The organism is Campylobacter sp. LR264d (assembly GCF_008633895.1).
GTDB lineage: Bacteria > Campylobacterota > Campylobacteria > Campylobacterales > Campylobacteraceae > Campylobacter_D.
Genome location: NZ_VJNT01000016.1, coordinates 56,454 through 79,659, shown reverse-complemented (window position 1 = coordinate 79,659; position 23,206 = coordinate 56,454). Strand labels below are relative to the sequence as shown.

Annotated in this window: 23 protein-coding genes, 5 tRNA genes and 1 pseudogene; 12 read left to right on the top strand and 17 right to left on the bottom strand. The window is 31.4% G+C overall.

What is annotated here, in order from left to right:
• Positions 1-9: 9 nt before the first annotated feature.
• Both clpP and tig read right to left on the bottom strand, forming a co-directional pair.
• Positions 10-594 carry an ATP-dependent Clp endopeptidase proteolytic subunit ClpP gene (gene clpP, locus FMM56_RS04055; RefSeq protein ID WP_150140199.1) on the bottom strand — a complete coding sequence of 195 codons (585 nt, stop codon included), beginning with the start codon at positions 592-594 and terminating at the stop codon, positions 10-12.
• Positions 595-604: 10 nt separating this feature from the next.
• Positions 605-1,891 carry a trigger factor gene (tig, locus tag FMM56_RS04050; RefSeq protein ID WP_150207843.1) on the bottom strand — a complete coding sequence of 429 codons (1,287 nt, stop codon included), beginning with the start codon at positions 1,889-1,891 and terminating at the stop codon, positions 605-607.
• A gap of 124 nt (positions 1,892-2,015) precedes the next feature.
• Between tig and folE the strand changes: the two genes are divergently transcribed.
• The gene (gene folE / locus FMM56_RS04045; RefSeq protein WP_150207902.1) at positions 2,016-2,588 is read left to right on the top strand and encodes a GTP cyclohydrolase I FolE; all 573 of its coding nucleotides are present in this window, start codon (positions 2,016-2,018) and stop codon (positions 2,586-2,588) included.
• Entirely contained in the window at positions 2,588-3,994 is a 1,407-nt protein-coding gene (gene fliI / locus FMM56_RS04040; protein ID WP_150140194.1) for a flagellar protein export ATPase FliI, read from the top strand. The genes folE and fliI overlap by 1 nt, the downstream gene beginning before the upstream one ends.
• A 246-nt stretch (positions 3,995-4,240) precedes the next feature.
• Here the strand turns inward: fliI and FMM56_RS04035 are convergent.
• From FMM56_RS04035 to recA, 10 genes are all read right to left on the bottom strand, one after another.
• Positions 4,241-4,325 (bottom strand) — tRNA-Leu (locus FMM56_RS04035).
• 7 nt (positions 4,326-4,332) lie between these two features.
• Positions 4,333-4,409, bottom strand: a tRNA-Arg gene (locus FMM56_RS04030).
• 9 nt (positions 4,410-4,418) lie between these two features.
• Positions 4,419-4,495 (bottom strand) — tRNA-Arg (locus FMM56_RS04025).
• Positions 4,496-4,499: 4 nt separating this feature from the next.
• Positions 4,500-4,576: transfer RNA gene (locus FMM56_RS04020), tRNA-His, on the bottom strand.
• 11 nt (positions 4,577-4,587) lie between these two features.
• Positions 4,588-4,665, bottom strand: a tRNA-Pro gene (locus FMM56_RS04015).
• A 96-nt stretch (positions 4,666-4,761) separates the two neighbouring features.
• Positions 4,762-5,625, bottom strand: coding sequence for a DNA ligase (locus FMM56_RS04010; RefSeq protein ID WP_223810191.1), 864 nt, complete (start codon positions 5,623-5,625; stop codon positions 4,762-4,764).
• Positions 5,600-6,259, bottom strand: coding sequence for an AMIN domain-containing protein (locus FMM56_RS04005; RefSeq protein ID WP_150140190.1), 660 nt, complete (start codon positions 6,257-6,259; stop codon positions 5,600-5,602). Before FMM56_RS04005 ends, FMM56_RS04010 begins: the two co-directional genes overlap by 26 nt.
• Positions 6,249-6,452 carry a hypothetical protein gene (locus FMM56_RS04000; protein ID WP_150140188.1) on the bottom strand — a complete coding sequence of 68 codons (204 nt, stop codon included), beginning with the start codon at positions 6,450-6,452 and terminating at the stop codon, positions 6,249-6,251. The genes FMM56_RS04005 and FMM56_RS04000 overlap by 11 nt, the downstream gene beginning before the upstream one ends.
• 65 nt (positions 6,453-6,517) lie before the next feature.
• Positions 6,518-7,762, bottom strand: a complete 1,245-nt coding sequence (eno, locus tag FMM56_RS03995; RefSeq protein WP_150140186.1) for a phosphopyruvate hydratase — start codon at positions 7,760-7,762, stop codon at positions 6,518-6,520.
• Positions 7,763-7,765: 3 nt separating this feature from the next.
• Positions 7,766-8,794, bottom strand: a complete 1,029-nt coding sequence (recA, locus tag FMM56_RS03990) for a recombinase RecA (RefSeq protein ID WP_150140184.1) — start codon at positions 8,792-8,794, stop codon at positions 7,766-7,768.
• Between the two features lie 146 nt (positions 8,795-8,940).
• Between recA and FMM56_RS03985 the strand changes: the two genes are divergently transcribed.
• From FMM56_RS03985 to FMM56_RS03975, 3 genes are read left to right on the top strand one after another with little or no spacing between them, the layout of a single operon-like run.
• Positions 8,941-9,798, top strand: coding sequence for a menaquinone biosynthesis family protein (locus FMM56_RS03985; RefSeq protein WP_150140182.1), 858 nt, complete (start codon positions 8,941-8,943; stop codon positions 9,796-9,798).
• Between the two features lie 9 nt (positions 9,799-9,807).
• Positions 9,808-10,083: a flagellar biosynthesis protein FliQ gene (gene fliQ / locus FMM56_RS03980; protein ID WP_150140181.1), complete on the top strand. Its 276-nt coding sequence runs from the start codon at positions 9,808-9,810 to the stop codon at positions 10,081-10,083.
• Positions 10,080-10,856 carry a UDP-N-acetylmuramate dehydrogenase gene (locus tag FMM56_RS03975; protein ID WP_150140179.1) on the top strand — a complete coding sequence of 259 codons (777 nt, stop codon included), beginning with the start codon at positions 10,080-10,082 and terminating at the stop codon, positions 10,854-10,856. Before fliQ ends, FMM56_RS03975 begins: the two co-directional genes overlap by 4 nt.
• Here FMM56_RS03975 and FMM56_RS03970 read toward each other — a convergent pair.
• On the bottom strand, positions 10,846-11,982 hold the full coding sequence (locus tag FMM56_RS03970; RefSeq protein ID WP_150140292.1) for an MFS transporter: 1,137 nt from the start codon (positions 11,980-11,982) through the stop codon (positions 10,846-10,848). The two genes, FMM56_RS03975 and FMM56_RS03970, sit on opposite strands and share 11 nt — an antisense overlap.
• A 112-nt stretch (positions 11,983-12,094) precedes the next feature.
• Here FMM56_RS03970 and FMM56_RS03965 point away from each other — a divergent pair, with 112 nt between their 5' ends.
• Positions 12,095-13,450, top strand: a complete 1,356-nt coding sequence (locus FMM56_RS03965) for a hemolysin family protein (protein WP_150140177.1) — start codon at positions 12,095-12,097, stop codon at positions 13,448-13,450.
• Positions 13,451-13,649: 199 nt separating this feature from the next.
• Here FMM56_RS03965 and FMM56_RS03960 read toward each other — a convergent pair whose 3' ends face one another.
• Positions 13,650-14,375, bottom strand: coding sequence for a winged helix-turn-helix domain-containing protein (locus tag FMM56_RS03960; protein WP_150140175.1), 726 nt, complete (start codon positions 14,373-14,375; stop codon positions 13,650-13,652).
• A 10-nt stretch (positions 14,376-14,385) separates the two neighbouring features.
• Entirely contained in the window at positions 14,386-16,482 is a 2,097-nt protein-coding gene (topA, locus tag FMM56_RS03955; RefSeq protein WP_150206417.1) for a type I DNA topoisomerase, read from the bottom strand.
• Between the two features lie 134 nt (positions 16,483-16,616).
• Between topA and FMM56_RS03950 the strand changes: the two genes are divergently transcribed.
• The 4 genes from FMM56_RS03950 to FMM56_RS03935 all read left to right on the top strand — a co-directional run bounded on the left by FMM56_RS03950 (position 16,617) and on the right by FMM56_RS03935 (position 19,935).
• The gene (locus FMM56_RS03950) at positions 16,617-17,420 is read left to right on the top strand and encodes a TerC family protein (RefSeq protein WP_150140171.1); all 804 of its coding nucleotides are present in this window, start codon (positions 16,617-16,619) and stop codon (positions 17,418-17,420) included.
• A 38-nt stretch (positions 17,421-17,458) separates the two neighbouring features.
• Entirely contained in the window at positions 17,459-18,646 is a 1,188-nt protein-coding gene (locus FMM56_RS03945) for a metallophosphoesterase (protein WP_150206414.1), read from the top strand.
• Positions 18,647-18,725: 79 nt separating this feature from the next.
• Positions 18,726-19,184, top strand: a complete 459-nt coding sequence (locus tag FMM56_RS03940) for a hypothetical protein (RefSeq protein WP_150140167.1) — start codon at positions 18,726-18,728, stop codon at positions 19,182-19,184.
• The gene (locus FMM56_RS03935; RefSeq protein WP_150140165.1) at positions 19,168-19,935 is read left to right on the top strand and encodes a polysaccharide pyruvyl transferase family protein; all 768 of its coding nucleotides are present in this window, start codon (positions 19,168-19,170) and stop codon (positions 19,933-19,935) included. Before FMM56_RS03940 ends, FMM56_RS03935 begins: the two co-directional genes overlap by 17 nt.
• Before the next feature lie 383 nt (positions 19,936-20,318).
• On the opposite strand, the pseudogene FMM56_RS09400 reads toward FMM56_RS03935, so the two are convergent.
• Together FMM56_RS09400 and queC are read right to left on the bottom strand one after the other, a co-directional pair.
• Positions 20,319-20,764: pseudogene (locus FMM56_RS09400) on the bottom strand (aldo/keto reductase).
• A gap of 97 nt (positions 20,765-20,861) precedes the next feature.
• Complete coding sequence (gene queC / locus FMM56_RS03925; protein WP_150140290.1) at positions 20,862-21,536, bottom strand: 7-cyano-7-deazaguanine synthase QueC; 675 nt, start codon at positions 21,534-21,536, stop codon at positions 20,862-20,864.
• Positions 21,537-21,609: 73 nt separating this feature from the next.
• On the opposite strand from queC, the gene obgE reads away from it, so the two are divergent.
• The gene (gene obgE / locus FMM56_RS03920; RefSeq protein ID WP_150140163.1) at positions 21,610-22,626 is read left to right on the top strand and encodes a GTPase ObgE; all 1,017 of its coding nucleotides are present in this window, start codon (positions 21,610-21,612) and stop codon (positions 22,624-22,626) included.
• 295 nt (positions 22,627-22,921) lie between these two features.
• On the top strand, positions 22,922-23,206 hold the full coding sequence (locus FMM56_RS08700; protein WP_190317931.1) for a hypothetical protein: 285 nt from the start codon (positions 22,922-22,924) through the stop codon (positions 23,204-23,206).

Genomic DNA, 23,206 nt, shown 5'->3' with positions numbered 1-23,206 from the left:
AAAAATACCTTACTTAAAGCTTTTTTCTAAAACCTTATCAATAATGCCATATTCCTTAGCCTCGGTTGAACTCATAAAAAAATCTCTATCCGTATCCTTAGCAATCTTGCTTAATTTTTGCTTGGTATTTTTTGCTAAAATTTCATTTAAAACTGCTTTTAAACGCAAAATTTCTTTGGCCTGAATTTCAATATCTGTTGCTTGACCTCTAGCCCCACCTAGTGGTTGATGAATCATAATTCTAGCATTTGGCAAGGCAAAACGTTTTCCTTGAGTACCACAACTTAATAAAAAGGCACCCATAGAAGCAGCTTGTCCTATGCAAATAGTGCAAATATCAGGTTTTATATAACACATAGTATCATAAATACTAAGACCACTTGTTATAACTCCACCTGGTGAGTTTATATAAAGATAAATATCTTTTTGTGGGTCCTCTGCTTCTAAAAATAAAAGCTGGGCTACTATTGAAGATGCCATATTGTCCTCAATCTCACCACTTAACATTACAATTCTATCTTTTAATAAGCGAGAATATATATCATAAGATCTCTCACTTCTACTTGTCTTTTCTACAACAAAAGGGATATTCATTTATACGTCCTTATTTTTTGATAAAAATATCTTGGAAAAGTTTTTCTTCTACAAGAGCCATTTTTAAGGCTGGCAAGGCACCTTGTTTTTTATAATTTTCTAAATGTTCATTAGGATTCATTCCATAACGATAGGCTTCAAAATAAACTGCTTGTACGAGTTCTTGGTCGCTTACTTCAATCTTTCTAAGTCTTGCTAACTCATCAACTATAAAGGTAAATTTAACGCTTTTTTTTGCATCATCCTTAAAGCTATCTCTTTTTTCCTTTGCCTTATCCTTGTCCTTAGCAAAACTTTGCCTTTCTTCATCGCTAAAATTTACCCAAGCATTTCTAAATTGTATATCTGTTTCTTGTTCTACTATGCCATGAGGTAAATCAAAATCAAATTTTTCAATCAAAGAATCTACAAATTTTGACTTTAATTCTTCATTTATTAATTTATACAATTTTTCATTATGAATTTGTTCTTCTATTTGTTTATCTAAAAGTTCAATGCTTGGCTTTTCTTCATTTGGCAAAAGCTTTTTTAAAAGTTCATCGTTAATTTCTGGCATTTTTAAGACTTGAATTTCATGTAATTTTACCTTAAAGATAGCTTCTTTTCCTGCTAAATTTTTAGCATTATAATTATCCGGGAATTTAACCTTTATCTCCTTTTCTTCACCTTTTTTCATGCCTATCATGCCATCTTCAAAACCTGGGATAAACTGCTTTGAGCCTATTTCTAATACATAATTTTCAGCCTTACCTCCATCAAAAGCAATCCCATCAACAAAGCCTTCAAAATCAAATTTAGCAAAATCTTTTTCTTCTAAACTTTGCTTATCCACAGTCTCAGTTGTAGCATATCTTCTTAAAAGTTGATTTTTCTTTTCTTCAAATTCTTCCTTGCTAGCCTTTGGTATCTCATAGTTAGGAATTAATTTTTCATACTCATTAAGTTCAATCTTAGGTCTAAATGAAAGTACCAATTTAGTCTCAATGCCATTATCTTTTTGTTCGAATTTTTCAAAATAAGGCTGTCCTACAAGTTCAGTTGTATCCTTTTTAAGTTCTTTTAAGGCTAAATCTATAACCTCTTTTAATAATCTTTGTTCTGCATCTTGCTTTAATTCTTTTGCGTATCTTTTTAATACTGCATTTACAGGTACATGCCCTGGTCTAAAACCATCCATTTTAACACTTTTTGATGCTTCTTTGGCTAATTTTTGAATTTGCGTTTGCATAGCAGTGCTTGAAATACTAGCATCTACATTTGCATTAACAGAGTCTAGTTGTGTTGCTTTAACTTGCATTGTATTTTCCCTTAAAAACTAAAATTTTTGAGTAATCATAGCAAATTTTTCCTTATTGATTGCAAAATTTTTAAAGCAATTTATGATAAAATACGCAAATTTTTTTACTATAACGGAGTTAAGTTTGCAAGAAAAATTTCAAGATTGCATTAAAACTATATTAACATTATTAGGCGAAAATCCTAACAGAGAAGGACTTATAAATACACCAAAACGCGTATTTAAGGCGTTTGAATACCTTACTAGTGGCTATAAAAAAGATGTAAAAGATATTTTAAACAATGCTTTATTTGAAAGTTCGAATAACGAAATGGTGATTGTAAGAGATATTGAATTTTATAGCCTTTGTGAGCATCATTTATTGCCATTTTTTGGTCGTGTGCATGTTGCTTATATACCTGATAAAAAGGTAGTTGGCTTAAGTAAAATTCCTAGATTAGTTGAAATTTTTGCAAGAAGACTTCAAATACAAGAACAATTAACCGAACAAATAGCAGATGCTTTAATGCAAAATGTAGGAGCAAAGGGCGTTGGCGTGGTTATTGAGGCAAGGCATTTATGCGTTGAAATGCGTGGGGTGGAAAAAGTAAATTGCACTACCTCAACTTCTGCACTTAGGGGCATTTTTTTAAAAGATGAAAAGACTAGAAAGGAATTTTTTTCTTTGATAAATTCTTTTAAACAGGTTCGTTTTTAATGAAATTAGAAAAACTTAGGGAAAGATTAGGACGAGAAAATTTAAGCGTAGTTTTTGGAGAAATTACAAAAATTTCGCCAACTAGCTTAGAGATTAAGGGCTTAAAAACAGGTATTGGCGATATAGTACAATTAGTTTCAAATACTAATGATAAATTACAAACTCTGGCTATGGTTATTGAAATAAAGGATAATTATAGTTATTTAAGTCCATTTTCTTTTATAGAGGGCTTTAAAATCGGCGATAAGGCGTTTATAAGCGATGCTGGAATGCAAATAGGCGTTAGCGATGAGCTTTTAGGAAGAGTGGTTGACCCATTCATGAGAGCAAAGGATGGCAAGGAAAATATAGAACCAACGCATTATATTCCTATTATGAAAGCACCCATTGATGCTATGAAAAGAAGTTTAATTGATACGATTTTTCCAGTTGGGGTTAAGACAATTGATGGGCTATTAACTTGTGGAGTTGGTCAAAAACTAGGCATTTTTGCAGGTAGCGGGGTAGGTAAATCTACCTTAATGGGAATGATAGTAAAAAATTCAAAGGCTACCATAAAAGTAGTAGCCCTAATCGGTGAAAGAGGCCGTGAAATACCTGAGTTTATACAAAAAAATCTTAATGGAAAGCTTGATAATACAGTTATTATTGCTGCAACTAGCGATGATAGTGCTTTGATGAGAAAATACGGGGCCTTTTGTGCTATGAGTGTGGCTGAATACTTTAAAGAAAAGGGGCATGACGTGCTTTTCATAATGGATAGTGTTACTCGTTTTGCAATGGCACAAAGAGAAATTGGCCTTGCCCTTGGCGAACCACCTACTACAAAGGGCTATCCTCCAAGCGTTTTAAGTTTATTACCCCAACTTATGGAAAGGGCAGGCAAAGAAGAGGGCAAGGGCACTATAACTGCCTTTTTTACGGTGTTAGTTGATGGGGATGATATGAGTGACCCTATTGCCGATCAGAGTCGTTCTATATTAGATGGGCATATTGTTTTAAGCCGTGAAATGACTGATTATGGTATTTATCCTCCTATTAATATACAAAATTCGGCCTCTCGTGTAATGAATGATATTATAAAACCAGAACATAGGGCATTGGTTATGAAATTTAAACGTTTAAATTCACTTTTAAAGGAAAATGAAGTATTGCTTAGGATTGGGGCTTATCAAAAAGGAACAGATAAAGAACTTGATGAAGCCGTGGCAAAAAAGGATTTTATGCAAAATTTCCTGATGCAAGAACCTAATGAAAATTTTGAATTTGAAGAAATGCTTGAACTTTTAAAGGGTATTGATAGCCAGGTACCACTTCCACCAGTTGCTAATGTACAACCAAATTTAGCAACCACAAAGACAAATGTACCACTTCCACCAAATGTAGCAACAAAGGCAAAAGTTTAAGTTTGAAATTTAGCAAAAGGTAATTTTAAAACATTAATTTAAGTCCTAGAAAAAAAATATAATTTATGTAAATGTTTTATTTATCGTTTAAAAAATAAATATCAACGCCATAATTTATATAAAATCCTAAACTGCTAATAATTATAACAAATACATACAGATAAAATATACGCTTTAACGAATTTTAATATCTATTTTTAGCTATAACACAAATTTTTATGAGATTACAAAAAATTTATAAAGAAGTGGTGCGGATGAAAGGACTTGAACCTTCACGCATTTTTGCACCAGATCCTAAGTCTGGCGTGTCTGCCAATTTCACCACATCCGCAAAAAAATGGTACGCCCAAGAGGATTCGAACCTCTGGCCTACGGCTTAGAAGGCCGTTGCTCTATCCAGCTGAGCTATGAGCGCTCAAAACAATGGTGCGCCCGATAGGAATTGAACCCATAACCTACAGATCCGAAGTCTGTCGCTCTATCCAGTTGAGCTACGAACGCCGAGTGGGGTGAGTGATGGGTCTCGAACCCACGACCCTCAGAACCACAATCTGATGCTCTAACCAACTGAGCTACACTCACCATTTTAAAAATGGTCGGGGTGAAAAGATTCGAACTTTCGGCCCCCTGGTCCCAAACCAGGTGCGCTAACCAGACTGCGCTACACCCCGAAATAAATAAAGCAAGTATTTTAACGAAAAAATATTACAAAGTCAAGTTAAATAAAGCCTTGCTATAAGTTTTAGCATATAATTTTTACATTTTTTTTAATTTCTAATGCGTAAAAAAACGGGAAAACGAGGCAGGTTATTTTTAGTTAAACCATTAAATTTATAAGTGATAATTGAGCCGATTGGTGGAGGGTTGATTCTGTCTTTATCTTTAAGGCCTGAGCCTATTTTAATCACCCTTTCATCTTGCATTTTACAAAGTAAGGACCCGACCTTATCTATATTTTTGCCCTTGCCCTTTGTATAGCCTACAACTTCACATTCTGCATCAAAAAAAGGCTTAAATTTAAAAGCTAAATTTGAACGTTTTTTCTCATAATCAAGCTCATTTTTACGGATAATTAAGCCTTCGCCACCCTTTTTTAAAATTTCTTCATAATATGTTTTTAAATGTGCTAAATTTTGAATTTTAATTTGTGGTATGATTTTAAGCCTTGAGTTTGGGTACTTTTCTAAATACTCTTTTAAAATATTTAAGCGATTTTCTAGTGTGCAAGGATTTAGATTAAATTCTTTACAAGCATTAGGTACGTCAAAGACATTAAAACTAGCCCTTTCCCAAAGCTTATTTGTAATATCATCACTTCTAATAAGGCTTGAAATTTCATCAAAACTAGCCCTTTGTATGAAAAATTCTCCATCTAACTCAAAGGGTGGATAATTATTGATAAAATCGCTAGGTACCTTAATAATATAATTTTTTCTACTTTTAAAGCTTTTTGTGTCCCAAATTCCACGCACTCCATCAAGCTTTTCACTCATCATAAAGACTTTTATGTTTTCATCATTGAAATTTTTTTCGTTAAAATTACTAAACAATAAAAGCTCATTGGCCACTGCTAAATCTACAAATATTAAATTAAAAAAACAAAATTTAAAAAAGTTTGATAGTATAGCCATTTGCATCTTTATCTATATGATAGCTATATTTTCCATCCAAATAAATTACTAAACGATAATAGCCCTTATGTGAGCCAAAATCAATCCTTTTAAACAAAGAATTATTAAGTCTTATGTTCTTAGTTGGACTTATCTTATCTGATTTAAAATCCACTACTATCTTGCTTGGATTGCCTATTGCAAAATCAGAAATTATCTCATCTTGAGTATTAAATTTAATCTTATTTTTATAGGTTGTATAAGCTATGTATTCATAAATTTGTTCGGTTTGTAAAGGCATTTCTATATTTATTGAACTATTTGCCTCCATGTTTTGATCTATTTTTTCAGGAATGGTTACTGATACATCTAAAATTTGACTAGCATCAGGGGTTTTAGAACGAGAAAAAGCATAGGTTTCATGCCAATCAATACTTTTATTAATATCCACGCTCACGCTTTCTTCAGTGCCATCAAGCTTTATATAATTAAAAGTTATACTTTTTAAAATTCTTGCATCAGAATTAAATTTCATCTCTTCTCTTTGAAAGGCTTGAGGCAATACAATACTTGCATTTTGTTCTACAGCAAATGGGTTATCATCTGCCTTTAAACAAGCTAAACATATAAGTAATAATAAAATTTTATTTTTCATTTGGGTACAATCCTTGTAATTCAAAATAATCCTTTTGTGCCTTGGAATTTTGTTCTTTTAAAAACAAAATTTTTCTGTTTAAATCCTTTTTTGTCGCTTCTAATGATAACATAGTATCAAGGGAATATTGCCCAAAAAGCATATTTCCAAAATAAATAGCACCTATGCTAACTAAAAGTGCCCAAAAAAACATTTTTAAAATCGAAGCATAAAGACCTCGTTTTTTCGTGCTTTCATCATATTCTTTAAGTAAATCGCTCAGAGTTTTTCTCCTAAATACTCATTATTTACTAGTTCTATTTCTAATAAACGATTATATTTTGCTGTTCTTTCACCTCTTGCTAGTGCACCTGTTTTAATTTGACCTGTATTTAATGCTACAGCAAAATCGGCTATAAAGGCATCTTCGCTTTCACCTGAACGATGACTCATAATACATTTATAATTATGCCTTTGTGCTAAACGCACTGTTTTCATGGTTTGAGATATAGTGCCTATTTGATTAGGCTTAATTAAAATAGCATTTGCCATTTTTTGAATAATGCCCTCTCTTAAAATATCTTCATTTGTAACAAATAAATCGTCCCCCACAAGTTGAATTTTTTTGCCTAGTTTTTCAGTTAATTTTATCCAGCCATCAAAGTCATTTTCTGCTAGGCCATCTTCAATACTATAAATTGGATACTTGTCACAAAGGTCAACATAAAGCTTAATAAGCTCATCGCTACTCAAACTCGTACTTTCTAAATGATACTTTCCATCCTTGTAAAATTCACTAGATGCTATATCAAGAGCTATTTTTATATTTTTTTCATAACCTGCCTTTTTAATGCAAGTCATTAAAAGCTCTATTGGTTCAGTATTATTTGCTAAATTTGGAGCAAAACCACCTTCATCACCTAAGGCAGTTGAGTGCCCAAGATTAGCTAATTCTTTTTTTAAGATAGCATAAATTTCACAAACTGCCCTTAATGCCTCTTTGAAGGTTAAAAAACCAAAAGGCATAATCATAAATTCTTGAAAATCTACATTATTGTTTGCATGAGCCCCACCATTTATGATATTACACATAGGCACGGGCAAAACACTAGCATTTGCACCACCTAAATACCTATACAAAGGTATATTTAAAGAATTTGCAACTGCCCTAGCTGTAGCCATTGAAACGCCAAGGGTAGCATTTGCTCCTAAATTTGAGTAATTATGCGTACCATCAAGTTCTTTTAAGGTTTCATCAATAATGCCTTGCTCAAAGGCATTAAGACCGATAAGCTCATCGGCTATTTTTTCATTTACATTTGCAACAGCCTTTAAAACGCCTTTTCCATTAAATCTTTCATCATTATCTCTAAGTTCTAAGGCCTCTTTTGAACCAGTACTTGCCCCACTTGGTACTATAGCACTACCACTTGTACCATCATTTAAAATAACTTCTGCTTTGATAGTTGGATTACCCCTACTATCAAGCACCTCATAAGCCATAATATCTTCAATAACTAGCATTTTTTACTCCTCTTCATCTTCTTCATTTGAAGTTAAAGCATTATCTAAGCCCATAGAATTGCTTATCGCTACGACAATTTCATCTGCTATTTTTGGATTTTCTTTTAAAAAGATTTTAGCATTTTCTCTACCCTGTGCTAGTTTTTTATCCTTATAAGAAAGCCAAGCACCGCTTTTATCGATAATATCAAGCTTTACACCATAATCAATAATCTCACCTTCCCTACTCAAACCCTCGCCAAACATTACATCAAATTCAGCTTGTTTAAATGGAGGTGCTACCTTATTCTTAGCTACCTTTACCTTAACGCGATTGCCTATAGGTTCTTCATTTTGCTTTAATGTAGCAACCCTTCGAACATCAAGTCTAACCGAAGAGTAAAATTTCAAGGCATTTCCACCTGTTGTAGTTTCAGGGGTACCATAGCCTATCATACCGATTTTCATACGAATTTGATTGATAAAAATAACAGTTGTATTCATTTTATGAACTATGCCCGTAAGCTTTCTTAATGCCTGGCTCATTAATCTTGCTTGAAGTCCTACATGTTGGTCTCCCATATCGCCTTCTATTTCTGCTTTTGGGGTAAGGGCTGCAACGCTATCAATTACTATTAAATCCATAGCCCCACTTCTTGCTATAGTTTCTACAATCTCTAAAGCTTGTTCGCCAAAATCAGGTTGAGAAATGTAAAGATTATCTGTATCTACGCCCAAATTTTTAGCGTATTTTACATCCAAGGCATGTTCGGCATCTATAAAGGCACAAACTCCACCTGCTTTTTGACATTCTGCTATGATATGCAAAGTTAAAGTTGTTTTACCAGAGGCCTCTGGTCCATAAATTTCTATAATTCTTCCCTTTGGCACTCCACCTATGCCTAAGGCTAAATCAAGTCCAACAGAACCTGTAGAAATTGCATCAATTTTTTCAACTTTTTTATCTCCAAGCCTTAAAATAGTACCCTTTCCAAAGGCTTTATCAAGGCTTTTTAAAGCAGCGTCTAAGGATTTTTTCTTATTATCATCCATTTGCAGTCCTTTTACTTAATTAAATTATAATTTTACAAAGATATCTTTAACATAAGTTTTTTTTGTTAAAATTTCAAGGCTAAATTTTTTTATAATGTTAAGGGTGTAAAATGAATTTTAAGATTAATAAAAATAAGGTTTAATCAATGAAAACTATAAATTTAGCACATTCTCCTGATGCAGATGATATTTTTATGTATATGGCTATAAAATTTGGCTGGGTTAGGAATTTTAATTATCAAAATAAGGCCCTTGATATACAAAGCTTAAATGATTTTGCCCTGCAAAATGAATTTGATGTGAGTGCTATATCTTTTGGAGTTTATCCTTTAATAGCAAAAGAATACGCACTTTTAAGAACGGCTGTAAGTTTTGGGCAAGGTTATGGACCAAAGCTTATCAAAAAAAAGAATACCACTTTAAAAAAAAATTTCAAAGTAGCACTAAGTGGGGCAAATACCACAAACGCCTTACTTTTTCGTATGAAGTATAAGGATGCTAGGATAGTTTATAAGAATTTCTTAGACATTGAAAAAGCTGTTTTAAGTGGCGAGGTGGATGCTGGTGTGTTAATACATGAAAGCATTTTAGATTTTGATGAAAATTTATGCGTTGAGACTGAAATTTGGGATTTGTGGCTAGAATTTGCAAAAGAACAAATTCCATTACCACTTGGTGGAATGGCACTTAGAAGATCCTTGCCTATAAGTGATGCAATTTTAATAGAAAAGGATTTAACAAAAGCTGTTGATTTAGCACATAATAATAAAAAAATAATGTCAAAAATGTTATTTGAACGAAATTTAATAAGGGTCAATGCTACAAATTTAGATACCTATCTTAATCTATACGCAAATAAAAATTCAATATCCATGAATGAAGAACAATTGCTTGCCTTAAATATTTTGTTTAAATTAGGCTATGAGTATAAATTTTATGATAAAATAATTAATGTAGAAAATTATTTAATCCCTTGCGAGTATGAAAACGCAAGATATTCTTAAAGGAAAAATATGGATGAAAGTACCCTTGTCGCCCTTGGCGTTCAAACCTTTAAAGTAACACTTACTATAGCCTTGCCTATGCTTTTAGCTGGTCTTGGTGCTGGACTTTTAATAAGTATTTTTCAAGCTACTACGCAAATTAACGAAATGACTTTAGCCTTTGTACCAAAAATCATACTAGTAGTTGTTGTGCTTATCTTTTTAATGCCTTGGATGATTTCTACAATGACTGATTTTACCACGGGTGTGTTTGATCAAATTCCACTTTTTATCAAGTATCAATGATAATTGATTTTAAAAAATATAGCTCTGTTCGAATAGGTAGTCCTTTTGAAGTACAAATTTTAGATGAAATTTGTAACTTTAATGGATTTATAATCGGTGGGGCTAATAATCTTTTGGTAAGTGATAAGAAAAAAACACTAGGAATTTTAAGTAAAAATTTTAATTTTATTAATATCTTAGAACAAAATAATAATTTTGTAATCCTTGAAATAGGCTGTGCCACCCCTTCTTCTTTAATGTATAATTTTGCTAAAAAACACAATATTAAAGGCTTTGAATTTTTACAAAAAATTCCAGGTCTACTTGGTGGGCTTTTAAAAATGAATGCAGGTTTAAAGGATGAAAATATTAGCTTAAATTTAATAAGTATCACTACTAGCAATAAAGAAATTTTAAAAGAAAATATAAATTTTAGCTATCGCTTTTGTGATTTAAAAGACATTTTTTTCAAGGCTAAATTTAAGCTTTTTTTTGGTTTTGATAATGAAAAAGACGCACTTTTAAAAAATCTTAGAAATAATCAACCAAGCGGGGCTTCTTTTGGTAGTATTTTTAAAAATCCAAGTGGTGATTTTGCGGGTCGTTTGATTGAAAGCGTTGGGCTTAAAGGCTTTTGTAAAAATGATGCTATGATTAGTGATAAGCACGCAAATTTTTTAATAAATAAAAAAAATGCTAGTTTTGATGATGCCTTTTTTCTTATAGAACTTGCTAAAAAAAGGGTTTATGAAACTCACGGCATAAAGCTTGTTGAAGAAGTAATTATAATTTAAAATCCTTTTTATACCTTAAAAATCCAAGCAAAGAACAAAACAATAAAGACGCAGTTAACGTGCAAAGAAAATCCCAGCCTACAATTTGATAATAAATTCCTGGCAAAACCGAACCAAGTGCTCCTCCACTATAATAAATAGTAAGATAAAGTCCATTTGCTAAGCCTTTTTTTGTAGTACTTAAATTTATCATTGCTGAAAAAATCGCATGACAAATAAACATTCCACTACACACTACAAACATTGCAAAAAAGCTGAAATAATAATCCTTAACCATTACAAAAAAACAACCCATTATAAAACTTATAAGCCCAAAAACTGCCGTATTTGAGCGAGATTTTAAAATTTGAATTGTTTTATTTATAAGCAAAGAACTTAAAACCCCTGTTAGATAGCTAACATAAACAAGTCCTATTTGAGTTTGAGTTATATCTTTAAACACTTCTTTTAAGTGAAAGGGCAAAAAAGAAGTTATGCTTTGAAAGGCAAAAAACATTGTAAAAATACAGATAAAAAGGGCTATAAATTTTGCTTGTTTGAAAAAGGGTATATAATCTTTAAGGCTTGTTTTTTGCGTTAAATTTGAGTATTTTTGTTTAAAAAGCATTAAAGAAAAGGCACATATTAGCATTAAAAAGGCAAAGAAATTTAAGGCAATTCCCCAAGAGAATATATCACTTAAATAACTTCCAAAAATTCTACCTACAAAGCCTCCAAAGGTGGTAGCCCCTATATAAAATGCTATGTTTTTTTGAATATTATTTGTATCAATCCTTGTTAAAAGCGTAAGAAGAGAGGTTAAAATCGCTGGAATAAATAAAGCTTGAATAAAACGAAGGCTTAAAAATATATAAAAATTTAAGACTAAGCTACCTAAAATTTGCAAAATCGCACAAGCAAACAAAGAAACAATAAGAATTTTTTTTAAGGAAAAATTTTCAAGCAAGTAACCATAGATTAAAGGACTAATGGCTAAGGGAATTAAAGCTATACTCATAATCCAAGAAATTTGATTTAAATTTACATTAAAATAACTTGCTAGCAAAGGCATTAAAGGCTGAGGTGCATAAAGGAGTGCAAGGGTTAGCATTGCTGTAAAAATTATAAGAAGTTGTAGGGCTTTCATAGTTTTTAATTTAAACACAATCAAAATTAAGTTTAGCTTATATAAAAAATACTTAAGCTAAAATATCCTTTTCATTGTGTATAATTGTATATTTTATTTTTAAGGAGTTTAATTGGACCCCAGTCAATTCATAGATACTGCACAAACTGCTACTACTTACACCTTTAATGTAGGTTATTCTAGTTTGATGATTTTCATCGCCTTTGTTTTAGTTTTTTTAAATGGTTTTTTCGTATTGTCTGAATTTAGCATAGTAAAGGTACGTCGTTCTAAATTAGAAGAATTTTTAAAAGAAAAAAGACCTAATGCAAAAATGGCTTTAAAAGTAACCTCTAAGCTTGATACCTATCTTAGTGCTTGTCAATTAGGTATTACCTTAAGTTCTCTAGCCCTTGGATGGATAGGAGAACCAGCCCTTGCAAGTATGCTTGAAACTTTATTAAGTAAATTTCATACAAGCCCTGTAATTATTCATAGTTTAGCCTTTATAATTGCTTTTAGTGCTATAACGCTTTTACATGTGGTTTTAGGAGAACTTGTCCCAAAAAGTATAGCAATCGCCATTGCAGATAGGACTGTGCTTTGGGTGGCAAGACCATTGCATTGGTTTTGGTTAATTTCTTTTCCTTGTATTAAAATCTTTGATATATTAGCAGCCCTTGCCTTAAAGGTTTTTGGGATAAAACCAGCAAAAGAATATGAATTAACGCATTCAGAAGAAGAGATTAAATTTATAGCAAGTGAAAGTCAAAAAGGTGGAGTTTTAGATGAATTTGAAACTGAGATTATAAGAAATGCTGTTGATTTTAGCGATACAATGGCTAAGGAGGTTATGACCCCACGTCGCGATATGATTTGCCTTGATAAACAAAACTCGTACGAAGAAAATTTAAAAATTCTTTACACTCACCAACATACACGTTTTCCTTGTATAGATGGTTCAAAGGATTGCGTTGTAGGCATGATACACATTAGAGATATAGTTAAAAATGAACTTTCTGAAAATAAGGCTAAGATAGATGATTTTATAAAGCCTTTGATTATAGTACCAGAAAATATTAGCATTTCAAAGGTACTTGTAATGATGAATAAAGAACGTTCTCACGTAGCCTTAGTTATTGATGAGTATGGGGGTACTGCTGGAATTTTAACTATGGAAGATATTTTAGAAGAAATTATTGGCGAAATTAAAAATGAAAATGAAGAAGATAGTTATAAAAAAATATCCGATGATGTGTATGAATTTCAAGGACGTTGCGATATAGAACAGGTTGAAGAGCTTTTATTGATTAGTTATGATAAAAATTTAGAACAAGTTACAATTGGTGGATATGTGTTTAATCTTTTAGGACGTTTGCCAGTAGTTGGTGACATTATAGATGATGAGCTTTGCACCTATGAAGTTTGTAAAATGGATGCAAATTCAATTGAGCTTGTAAAAGTAACTAAAAAACCTACCATTGAATAATTTAGCCCTTTGGGGCTGAATTTATGTACAATTAAATCAATTTACCAACAATAAAAAAATTTAAATAAGAAAAAATATTTTTTTAAAATAACTATTTGCACTATTTTAAAACAAAAATTAGAAAGTAAAAGCTTAAATAGTACTAAGCTTGTGTTAGGATATAAGCTTTATGCATAACTAGTTTTTTAAAAACAAAAATTTATTCCTTCGTTTGAAAAAATAATTCCTTAAAACGTTTATTGGCGTATTCTTCTATATCTTTTTGTAAGATTGAGTAATTTTTCATAAGTTCTAGTGCCCTATCAGTAAGCTTAGTGCCCGATTCTTGAGAGCGGCCCTGCCTAGTGATTACAAGCTGTTCTTGGCTATTTTGTTGCAAGTTATGCAAATGTGTCCAAGCCTTTTTATAGTTAAGATTCATCATTTTTGCAGCATGAAGTAAGCTTCCAGTTTGTGCAATTAATTCTAAAAGTTCAGTTTTTCCTTTGCCAAAAAGTACGTCCCCGTTACCATTTTCTATCCAAGTCTTAGTTTTTACTATCAATTCTTTATTCCTTTTTTCCTTAAAACAACCAAGCTCACAATAAGTAACCCCTATATCATAAGTCTTTAAAAGTGAACGCACGGCCTTTAAATTCACATTCATTTTTACAAACTCTCTAGCCTTAGCACAGCTTATTTTACCATTTTCATCCAAATAAGGTTCAATAATTTTTAAAAGCTCATGCCTACCCTTATCAAAATCTAAATGCCCAAATTGCCCAAGTTCGCAATTATCAATACGAATACCATTTTTTTGAGCCACTTCCCCTATAAATTTAGCATCCTTGTTAAATTTCTTAGCTAACTTAAAAGCAGTGTTACAATCAAGCTTTTCATCGCCATTTAGCATTTCTTTAATACAGGCTAGAATTTCATTTTCCATAATAAACCCCTTATTCTAGGGTATTAACTTGCTTTTTGATTTTGCAAGTTAAACATTCTAAGAAAGTTCCTTTTTTAAGCTCTTTAATTATCATATTTTTACCACATTCTTCGCATTTTTCATCACTTGGCTTATAATTGCTTACAAAATTGCATTTTGGATACCTTGAACACCCATAAAATTTCCCACGTTTTGAACTTCTTTCTACTATGTCGCCTTCCTTACATAAAGGACAAGCTACGCCTATTTTTTTAGCCTCTTTTTTGCTAAAATTTGTTTCATTGCTATTATCTAATTTCCTAGAATAACGACATTTTGGAAAGGACAAACAAGCTATAAATTCGCCAAATCTACCCTTTCTAATGGCAAGTTCGCCCCCGCATTCAGGGCACCTTTCATCAATCTTTACAAAGGTCTTTTGACTTGCAATCTTAGTTTTACCTTCTTCAATCTTTCTCATAAAAGGATAATAAAAATCTTTCAATGTTTCTTGCCAATCAGCCTTATTTTCTGCTATATCATCAAGCGTATTTTCAAGCTTTGCTGTAAATTCACTACCCACAATATCGCTAAAATTTTTTTCTAAAAGTTCAATCACATTAAAGGCTATTTCACTTGGGATAAGTTGCTTTTTATCTATTGTTACATATTCTCTATTTGTTAAAATGCTAATTGTAGGGGCGTACGTACTTGGCCTTCCTATGCCTAGGCTTTCAAGTTTTTTAACAAGACCTGCCTCGCTATATCTTGGTGGGGCTTCTGTATAGTGTGTGCTAAGCTTCAAATCTTGTATGTTTAATTCATCATTTATATTTAAGATTGGTAAAATTTTATCCTTATCCATATCCCCATAAACCCTATAATAGCCATCAAATAAAATTTTACGACCACTTATTTTAAAAACTGCCTTATCACTTTTAACAAAAACATTTTGGGTTTGAGACAGGGCAGGTGCCATTTGACAAGCTAAAAAGCGATTATAAATCAAAGAATAAAGTTTTAACTCATCCTTGTCTAAAAATTGTTCTGCGATTTTCGGGGTAAAAGAAAGATTTGTAACCCTTATAGCCTCGTGTGCTTCTTGGGCGGAGTTTGATTTTGTGGTATAAATATTAGCCTTGCTTGGTAAGTATTTGTCTCCAAAAGTTTCCTTAATAAAATTTCTAGCCCCTTGCACGGCTTCCTTAGCTAAATTTAAACTATCCGTTCTCATATAGGTTATTACCCCCATAACGCCTTGATGAGTTTTAACGCCTTCATAAAGTTTTTGAGCTATAACCATTGTTTTTTTAGGGGCAAAACCAAGCCTATTACTTGCACTTTGTTGCAAGGTAGAGGTCATAAAAGGAGGTGGGGCTTGAATTTTTCTTTCCTTGCTTTCTATGTTAAAGATATGAAATTTTGAATTTTTACAATGTTCTAAAATAAGCTTAGCCCTATCTTTATTGGTTAAACTAAGCTTTTCTATTTTTTGCTTATCAAATTCTACTAATTCAGCGTCTAAATCTTTATTAAAAATCATATCAATACTAAAATATTCAAGTGGTACAAAGGCTTTAATCTCTTTTTCTCTATCTACAATTATCTTTAAGGCTGCACTTTGAACACGCCCGGCGCTTAATCCTCTTTGAATTTTTTGACCAAGCAAGGGACTTAATTTATATCCCACAATTCTATCAAGCAAACGTCTAGTTTGTTGAGCGTTAACTGAGTTTATATTTAACTTTCTAGGATTTTTTAAGGCATTATCAATTGCAGTTTTTGTAATTTCGTGAAAAACGATTCTAGGTAAGGAATTTTCATCCTTTCCTATAGCCTTTGCTATATGATAAGCAATGGCCTCTCCTTCTCTATCTTCATCAGTTGCCAAATAAACTTCCTTAGCATTTAATGCCCTTTTCTTTAAATCTTTTACAATATCACTATGATCACTTACAATCTTATATTCAGGGACAAAGGCATCATCAGTTATTTTAATACCAAAGCTTGTTTTTGGCAAATCCCTAATATGACCCTTTGAAGCTACAACATCATAATCTTTTCCTAAAAAATTGGCTATTGTCTTAGCCTTAGCAGGTGATTCTACGATAATTAAGCCTTTTTTCATCAAGTCCCCTTGTAAAAAATAATTTTGAAACTTTACCATATATAGCCAAAAATTCTAACTAAAAAATTTAAAATTTGCATAATTTAGTATAAATTTTTTGCTAAAATTACGCACTTAAATCACAAAGGAAAGAAATGTTAGAATGGATTACTAGCCCTGATGCTTGGCTAGTTTTAATAACCTTAAGTGCCCTAGAAATAATTTTAGGCATAGACAATATCATTTTTTTAGCCATTCTTGTTAGTAAATTGCCAGTTCATTTAAGGGATAAGGGGCGAATTCTTGGGCTTTTATTTGCAATGCTTACAAGAATTTTACTGCTTTTTTCACTATTTTGGGTAATGAAACTAACTAAACCCTTATTTAGCATTTATTTTGGCGATTTAACAAATTTAAACGGGGCATTATTTAGCTTTTTTTATTTTGCCTTTTTTATAGGTCCTATTAGTGAAAGTACTCATTTTTGGGGTGAAATTTCGGGCAGAGATTTAGTTTTATTTTTTGGTGGACTTTTTTTAATAATAAAATCCATAAAAGAATTAAAAGAAAGCATACTTCATAAAGAAGAAGAAAATTTAAACATTAAAATAAGTTCAAAACTTTGGGTAGTAGTAGCTGAAATAGCCATTATAGACATAGTTTTTTCCCTTGATAGTGTTATTACTGCAGTTGGCATAGCCCAAAATATAGAAATCATGGTACTAGCTGTAATCTTAGCCGTACTTGTAATGTTATTTGCCTCAAAGCCTATTGCTATTTTTGTTGATAGGTATCCAAGTATTAAAATTTTAGCCCTTGCCTTTTTGGTGCTAATAGGCGTAGTTTTAGTATGTGAAAGCATAGATTTACACATTGACAAGGCTTATATTTATGTTGCAATGTTTTTTGCCCTAAGCGTTCAAATTTTAAATATAATGGCACAAAAAAATGCAAAATAAATTTTATGCTACAATAATAAAAAAAATAGGATGAGAAGTTGAGGATATTGTTAGTTTTAAGAGGTAATTACCACGCCGGACAAAATGAATTCATACAAAAAAATGGATTAAAAGAATTTACCCTAGATTTTAATGATTTGCGTTTTTTATGCAATAGGACAAAACAGCTTGACAATGCCTATAAAAGCTTAGATTATAAAAACGATAATGAATTATATAAATTCTTACTTTTTTGCCTTCAAAAACGTATGGAAAAAGGCGATTTTTGCGTGATAAATGCGTATTCTCAAACGCTTAAAACCTATAAGGATTTAGCTATTTATTATCGCTATAAAATGTTTATTATTGATTTTAGCGATATTTCTTTGCAAGAATGTAGAGAAAATAACCTTATATACGCAGAAAGACAAGGACTACTTACCCCTGATTCAATCTTACAAAATATGGATAAAATGCTTAAAAAACCACCTAAAAAATACGCAGTTTTAAAGCCAAGTGAGTGGAGTAAATGCTTATATGAAATGCCAAATTTAAGCCATTATAAAAAAATTCACCATATAGGCGACATTCAAGGTTGTTATAGCGTACTTAGAACATACTTAAAAAATATAAAGGATGATGAGTATTATATATTTTTAGGCGACTACATAGACAGAGGCATAGAAAATGGCAAGGTAATGAAGTATTTATTAAAACTTTGCAAGAAAAAAAATGTATGCTTACTTGAAGGAAATCACGAAAGACACCTTATAAAATGGGCAAATGGAGAATTAGTAAGTTCAAGCGAATTTAATGTAAACACCTTAAAAGATTTTCGCAAAGAAAAATTAACCCCAAGAGATGCTAGGGAATTTTACCCTTATCTTAAAGAATGCCTTTTATATGAGTATGATAAAAAAAAGATTTTTTGTTCTCATGGAGGAGTAAATACATTGCCTAAAAAGCCTCAAATGCTTTCTTTTATACCGAGTGCTGATTTTATATATGGGGTTGGAAACTACGAACAAAGCGAAGAAATAGCCATGCAATTTTGCGAAAATACCTCTAAAAATGTTTATGAAATTTTTGGACATAGAAATCGTTCAAAATTACCTATGCAAATAGCATCAAGGGCATATTTATGCGAGGGCAAGGTTGATGATGGAGGACATTTAAGAGTGGTTGTTTTAAGCAAAAAAGGCTTTGAGTGCATAGAAATTAAAAACGAAGTTTATCGCAAGAAATAGCTAGTTTAAGTTTTAAATTTTATTCATTTTTTTTTTTTTTTGATAAAATAAGAACCTATTAAAATTTAAAGGAAAAACAATGTTTAAAATACTTAAAAAGAAAATGCGTTCTTTTGTGCAAAAGGCAGTTGAACCCATTGTTCAAAACAAGTTTCAAGCTCTTAATTTAAAATTAAACGAGATAAATAACGAAGTAAATTCTAAATTAAGCTTAGTTCAAACACAAAATGCTAACAATCTAAAAAGCATAACTTCAAATTTAAATGCAAACGCTGAAAAAATCATGAGAGATTTAGCACTTACTCGCTATAAACAAAGTTTTAACAATACTAATCAATCAAGTATTAATAAAAATCACTTTGTTATTTTTAATTATACTTATCATAGTGCAAATGTTAATTTTTATAATCTAGGCGATTTTGTCCAAAGTATAGCTGTTTTAAATGCCCTTTCAAAGCTTTTTGCGAATTTTAGCTATGAATTTTTTGATAGAGATAAAATAGCATTTTTTAAAGATACTAATGGGGGGGGGTTATAGTACTTGCATAATGCAAGGCTGGTTTGCGTATAATTTTGATTTTTTGCCTACTAATGATTTAAGACCTGTTTTTGTCGGTACTCATTTTAGAGAAGAAGCCCAAAAATTTCTAAAACACTTTTTCTATCACTTTCCACATTATTTTAAAGATAAAAGCATAGGTTGTAGAGACCTTTATACTTTGGAATTTTTACAAAGATATAAATTAGATGCGTATTTTTCTCGCTGTCTTACCCTAACCCTTGATAAAAGAGAAAAAGGCGAATATAAAAAGGTATTTTTTGTTGGCATTAATGAAAATTTAAAAGAATATTTTCCTCCTTACTTGCTTGAAAATAGCGAATTTATCAATCAAACAATAGTAAATCATAACGATAGTAGCTGGGAATACATGTATGAAAATACTAAAAATTTGCTTGATAGATATAAAAACGAAGCTAGACTTGTGATTTGTTCTGCCCTACATTGTGCTGCACCTTGCGTGGCTATGGGTATAAATGTGATATTAATCCAAATTACTAACGAACAAGGTTTAAGATTTAGTGCATTGAATGGAATTTTACCAATTTATAGCGTAGATGATTTAAAGCAAGGCAATATTAATTTTGAATGCAATACCCCTGATATAGAAAATTTAAAGGTCTTAATGTTAGAAAATTTAAAATTAAGCATTTTACAAACTTGGGGCGAGAAAGTTGATGAAGAAAAATTAAAAAACACAAGAAAAGAAATTTCAAATTTTAAGCTTTAGTAAAAACTAAAGCTTATTTTTTTCATACTGCTGAGAAATTTAACAACTTCGAGGTCTTGGTGATTCATAAAAAGGTTTTTTTAGTATCTAACAAAGCAATCTGAGCCATATCATCATTACTTAAAGAAAGTCAAAGACACTGAAATTTTCTACCATTCTTTCTTTTCTAATTGTCTTTGGGATAACTACAATATTCCTTTGTATAAAAAATCACTTGTGCTACTGATTTATTATATTTTTGCCCTATGCCTTTTAAAAGTGCATTGTTAAACATATCGTTTCTGTCCTCACCAAATGAGACCCAAGATTGCGTAGAAATGGCATACTCACTAAGGGTTTTTTGAGCCTTTTGTTGTTGATGAAAAGGATTTATCTCTATTTGATCAATGGCTTTGATTAATGGCTGGTTTTATCTCATTAGTTAGACAAAAATCAACTATCCTATTTTCATAAAAATTGCTTACCCCGATTGCTCTAATTTTACCTTCTTTGTGTAGTTTAATCATACTTCTCCAGGCCCCATAAATATCATTATAAGGTTGATGAATCAAATAAAGATCCAAATAATCAAGCCCTAGCTTTTTCATACTTGTTTCAAAGGCCTTTAAAGCCTTGCTTTCATTTGCATCTTCAATCCAAAGTTTAGTTGTGATAAATAACTCATCTTGTTTAACTCCACTTGCCTTTATAGCAGCCCTACAGCTTCTTCGTTTAAATAAATTGATGCTGTATCTATACTCCTATACCCTACTTCCAGAGCATCTTCAACGAAACGTTGACATTCTTTTAAGTTAGGGATTTGATAAACCCCAAAGCCTAAAATTGGCATTTTAACGCCATTGTTAAAAGTGATTGTTTGCATTTTTTCTCCTTTGAAAAATTATAAATCATTAAAGTAGTTATAAGTCAAGTATTTTTTAAAAAAATTATAAAATTTGATAAGCAATTTTATCCTTAATTCCTGCTTTTTTAAAGCCCTTTAGGCGAAGTAAACAGCTATCACACTCCCCACAAGCTATCTCGTTACTTTCATAACAAGACCAAGTAAGGTGCAAGGGGATATTTTTTTTAAGGGCAAGTTTAACGATTTTAGTCTTGTTAAATTTAACTAAGGGCGTTTTAATCTTTATTTTTAAAGCACTAGCCTTGCCCTCGTTTATAAATTTTTGAGCCCTTTTAATGAATTTTTTTGAACAATCAGGATAACCACTATTATCAACTTGCACAACACCTATAAAAATGGCCTCGCATTCTTCTTTTTCAGCAATACTAGCAGCTATACTTAGAAAAATTCCATTTCTAAAAGGCACATAAGTATTTGGGATAACTTGTGAATTTAAGGCATTTTTAGCTATGTTTAAACTAGTATCTGTTAAGGAATTTGCCCCGATAAATGCTATAAAATCTGCATTTATAATATAAGATTTTTTAACGCCTAATTCCTTGCAAATAGCCTTAAAACAAGCCCTTTCTTTTTCTTGAGTTCTTTGTTTATAATCAAAATGCAAGGCTACAATCTCATAGCCGCTTTCTTTTGCTAAAAAGGCACAAGTTGTACTATCCATGCCCCCGCTTATTATGCAAAGTGCTTTCATTTTAATCCTTTTTTTTGCGTATTTTAACAAAGACCTAGTAAATTTTAGCTATACTTTTTTTAAAATTTTAAGGCAAAAAATGTTTATTGATAGCGTAAAATTAATATTAAGTTCAGGTCATGGGGGAGCAGGGGCAGTTAGTTTTAGAAGGGAAAAACATGTACCCTTAGGAGGGCCTGATGGAGGAGATGGAGGCAATGGTGGGGATGTGATAATAATTTGTGATAATAACAATCATACCTTAGCAAATTTTCAAGGCAAAAAATCACTTAGTGCACAAAATGGTTTTGCTGGAATGGGTCGTAATAAAAATGGCAAAAGAGGTGAAAACTTGGAAATTTCAGTACCTCAAGGAACTCAAATAATAGATGCAAAAAGTAATGAAATTTTACTTGATTTAACAAAACATGGACAAAGAGAAATTTTTTTAAAGGGTGGAAAAGGCGGGCTTGGAAACACGCATTTTAAAAACTCAACTAACCAAAGGCCTGATTATGCACAACCTGGCTTAAATGGCGAAAGCAAGGAAGTAAGGCTTGAGTTAAAACTTATAGCAGATGTTGGCTTAGTAGGCTTTCCAAATGCTGGTAAGTCTACCTTAATATCTGTTTTGTCAAATGCGAGACCTCAGATTGCAGATTATGAATTTACTACGCTTACCCCAAAGCTTGGTATGGTCGTAGTTGATGATTATAACTCTTTTGTAATGGCTGATATACCGGGCATTATACAAGGGGCTAGTAAGGGAAAAGGGCTAGGATTAGAGTTTTTAAGGCATATTCAAAGAACTAAATTTTTACTTTTTATGCTAGATTTAGGCCGTGATATGAGTTTAAAAGAACAATTTTTAATACTAAGAAAGGAGATTGAAAATTTCTCAAATGAGCTTTTTCAAAGGAATTTTGGAATAGCTATTTCAAAATGTGATATGCAAAAAATGACAGTTGAGTTTAAAAACAAATTTAAAGAAGAAAGCAATGAGCTTAAAGAATTTTTAAAAAATGAAAATTTTAGTTTTATTATAGAGTTTTCAAGTCTTGAAAAAATAGGCTTAAATGAGCTTAAATTTAAGCTTTTAAATGAGTGTAAAAAATAGTAACAAAAATATTATTTGATTATAAAATGATTAAAAATTCAGTTTAATTTAATATTTGTTTCCTTGCAACGAAAATATATTTTTTAAGAAGTTTAAAAATGAAAAAAATCATTTTACTAAGCTTTATTTTTACTACCTTTTCAAGTCAGCATCTTATAGTGCTATAGCTTGTTCTTTGCAAAATTTAATTAAAAAGGATAATTGTAGACCTGAGACCGTATGGAATGAACAATATGGTTGCAGAGCCTTACCTTACATAAGAGTTAACGGAAAGCCAGTTTGTGTGGATTAAAAAATGTCTTTAATAACCTTTGCAGTCGATACCTTTTATAATACCAAAAACACAGCCGTTTTTAAGGCCCAAGATACCCAAAAAGTACAAAGAGATGCTAGTGAATTTAGTACAAGGCAAGCAAGTGCAAAGGTTAAATTTATAAACGATGGAGAAGAAGTATCTTTAAATTTAAATCAAGAAAGTTTAAGAATTTTAAAAGATAATTTTAATACAAGTGATTTTTTAAGCTTAAAAGACAGAAGTACGGCTTTAAGTGGCAGTGCAGTAGCCTTTGTTGAGGGTTGA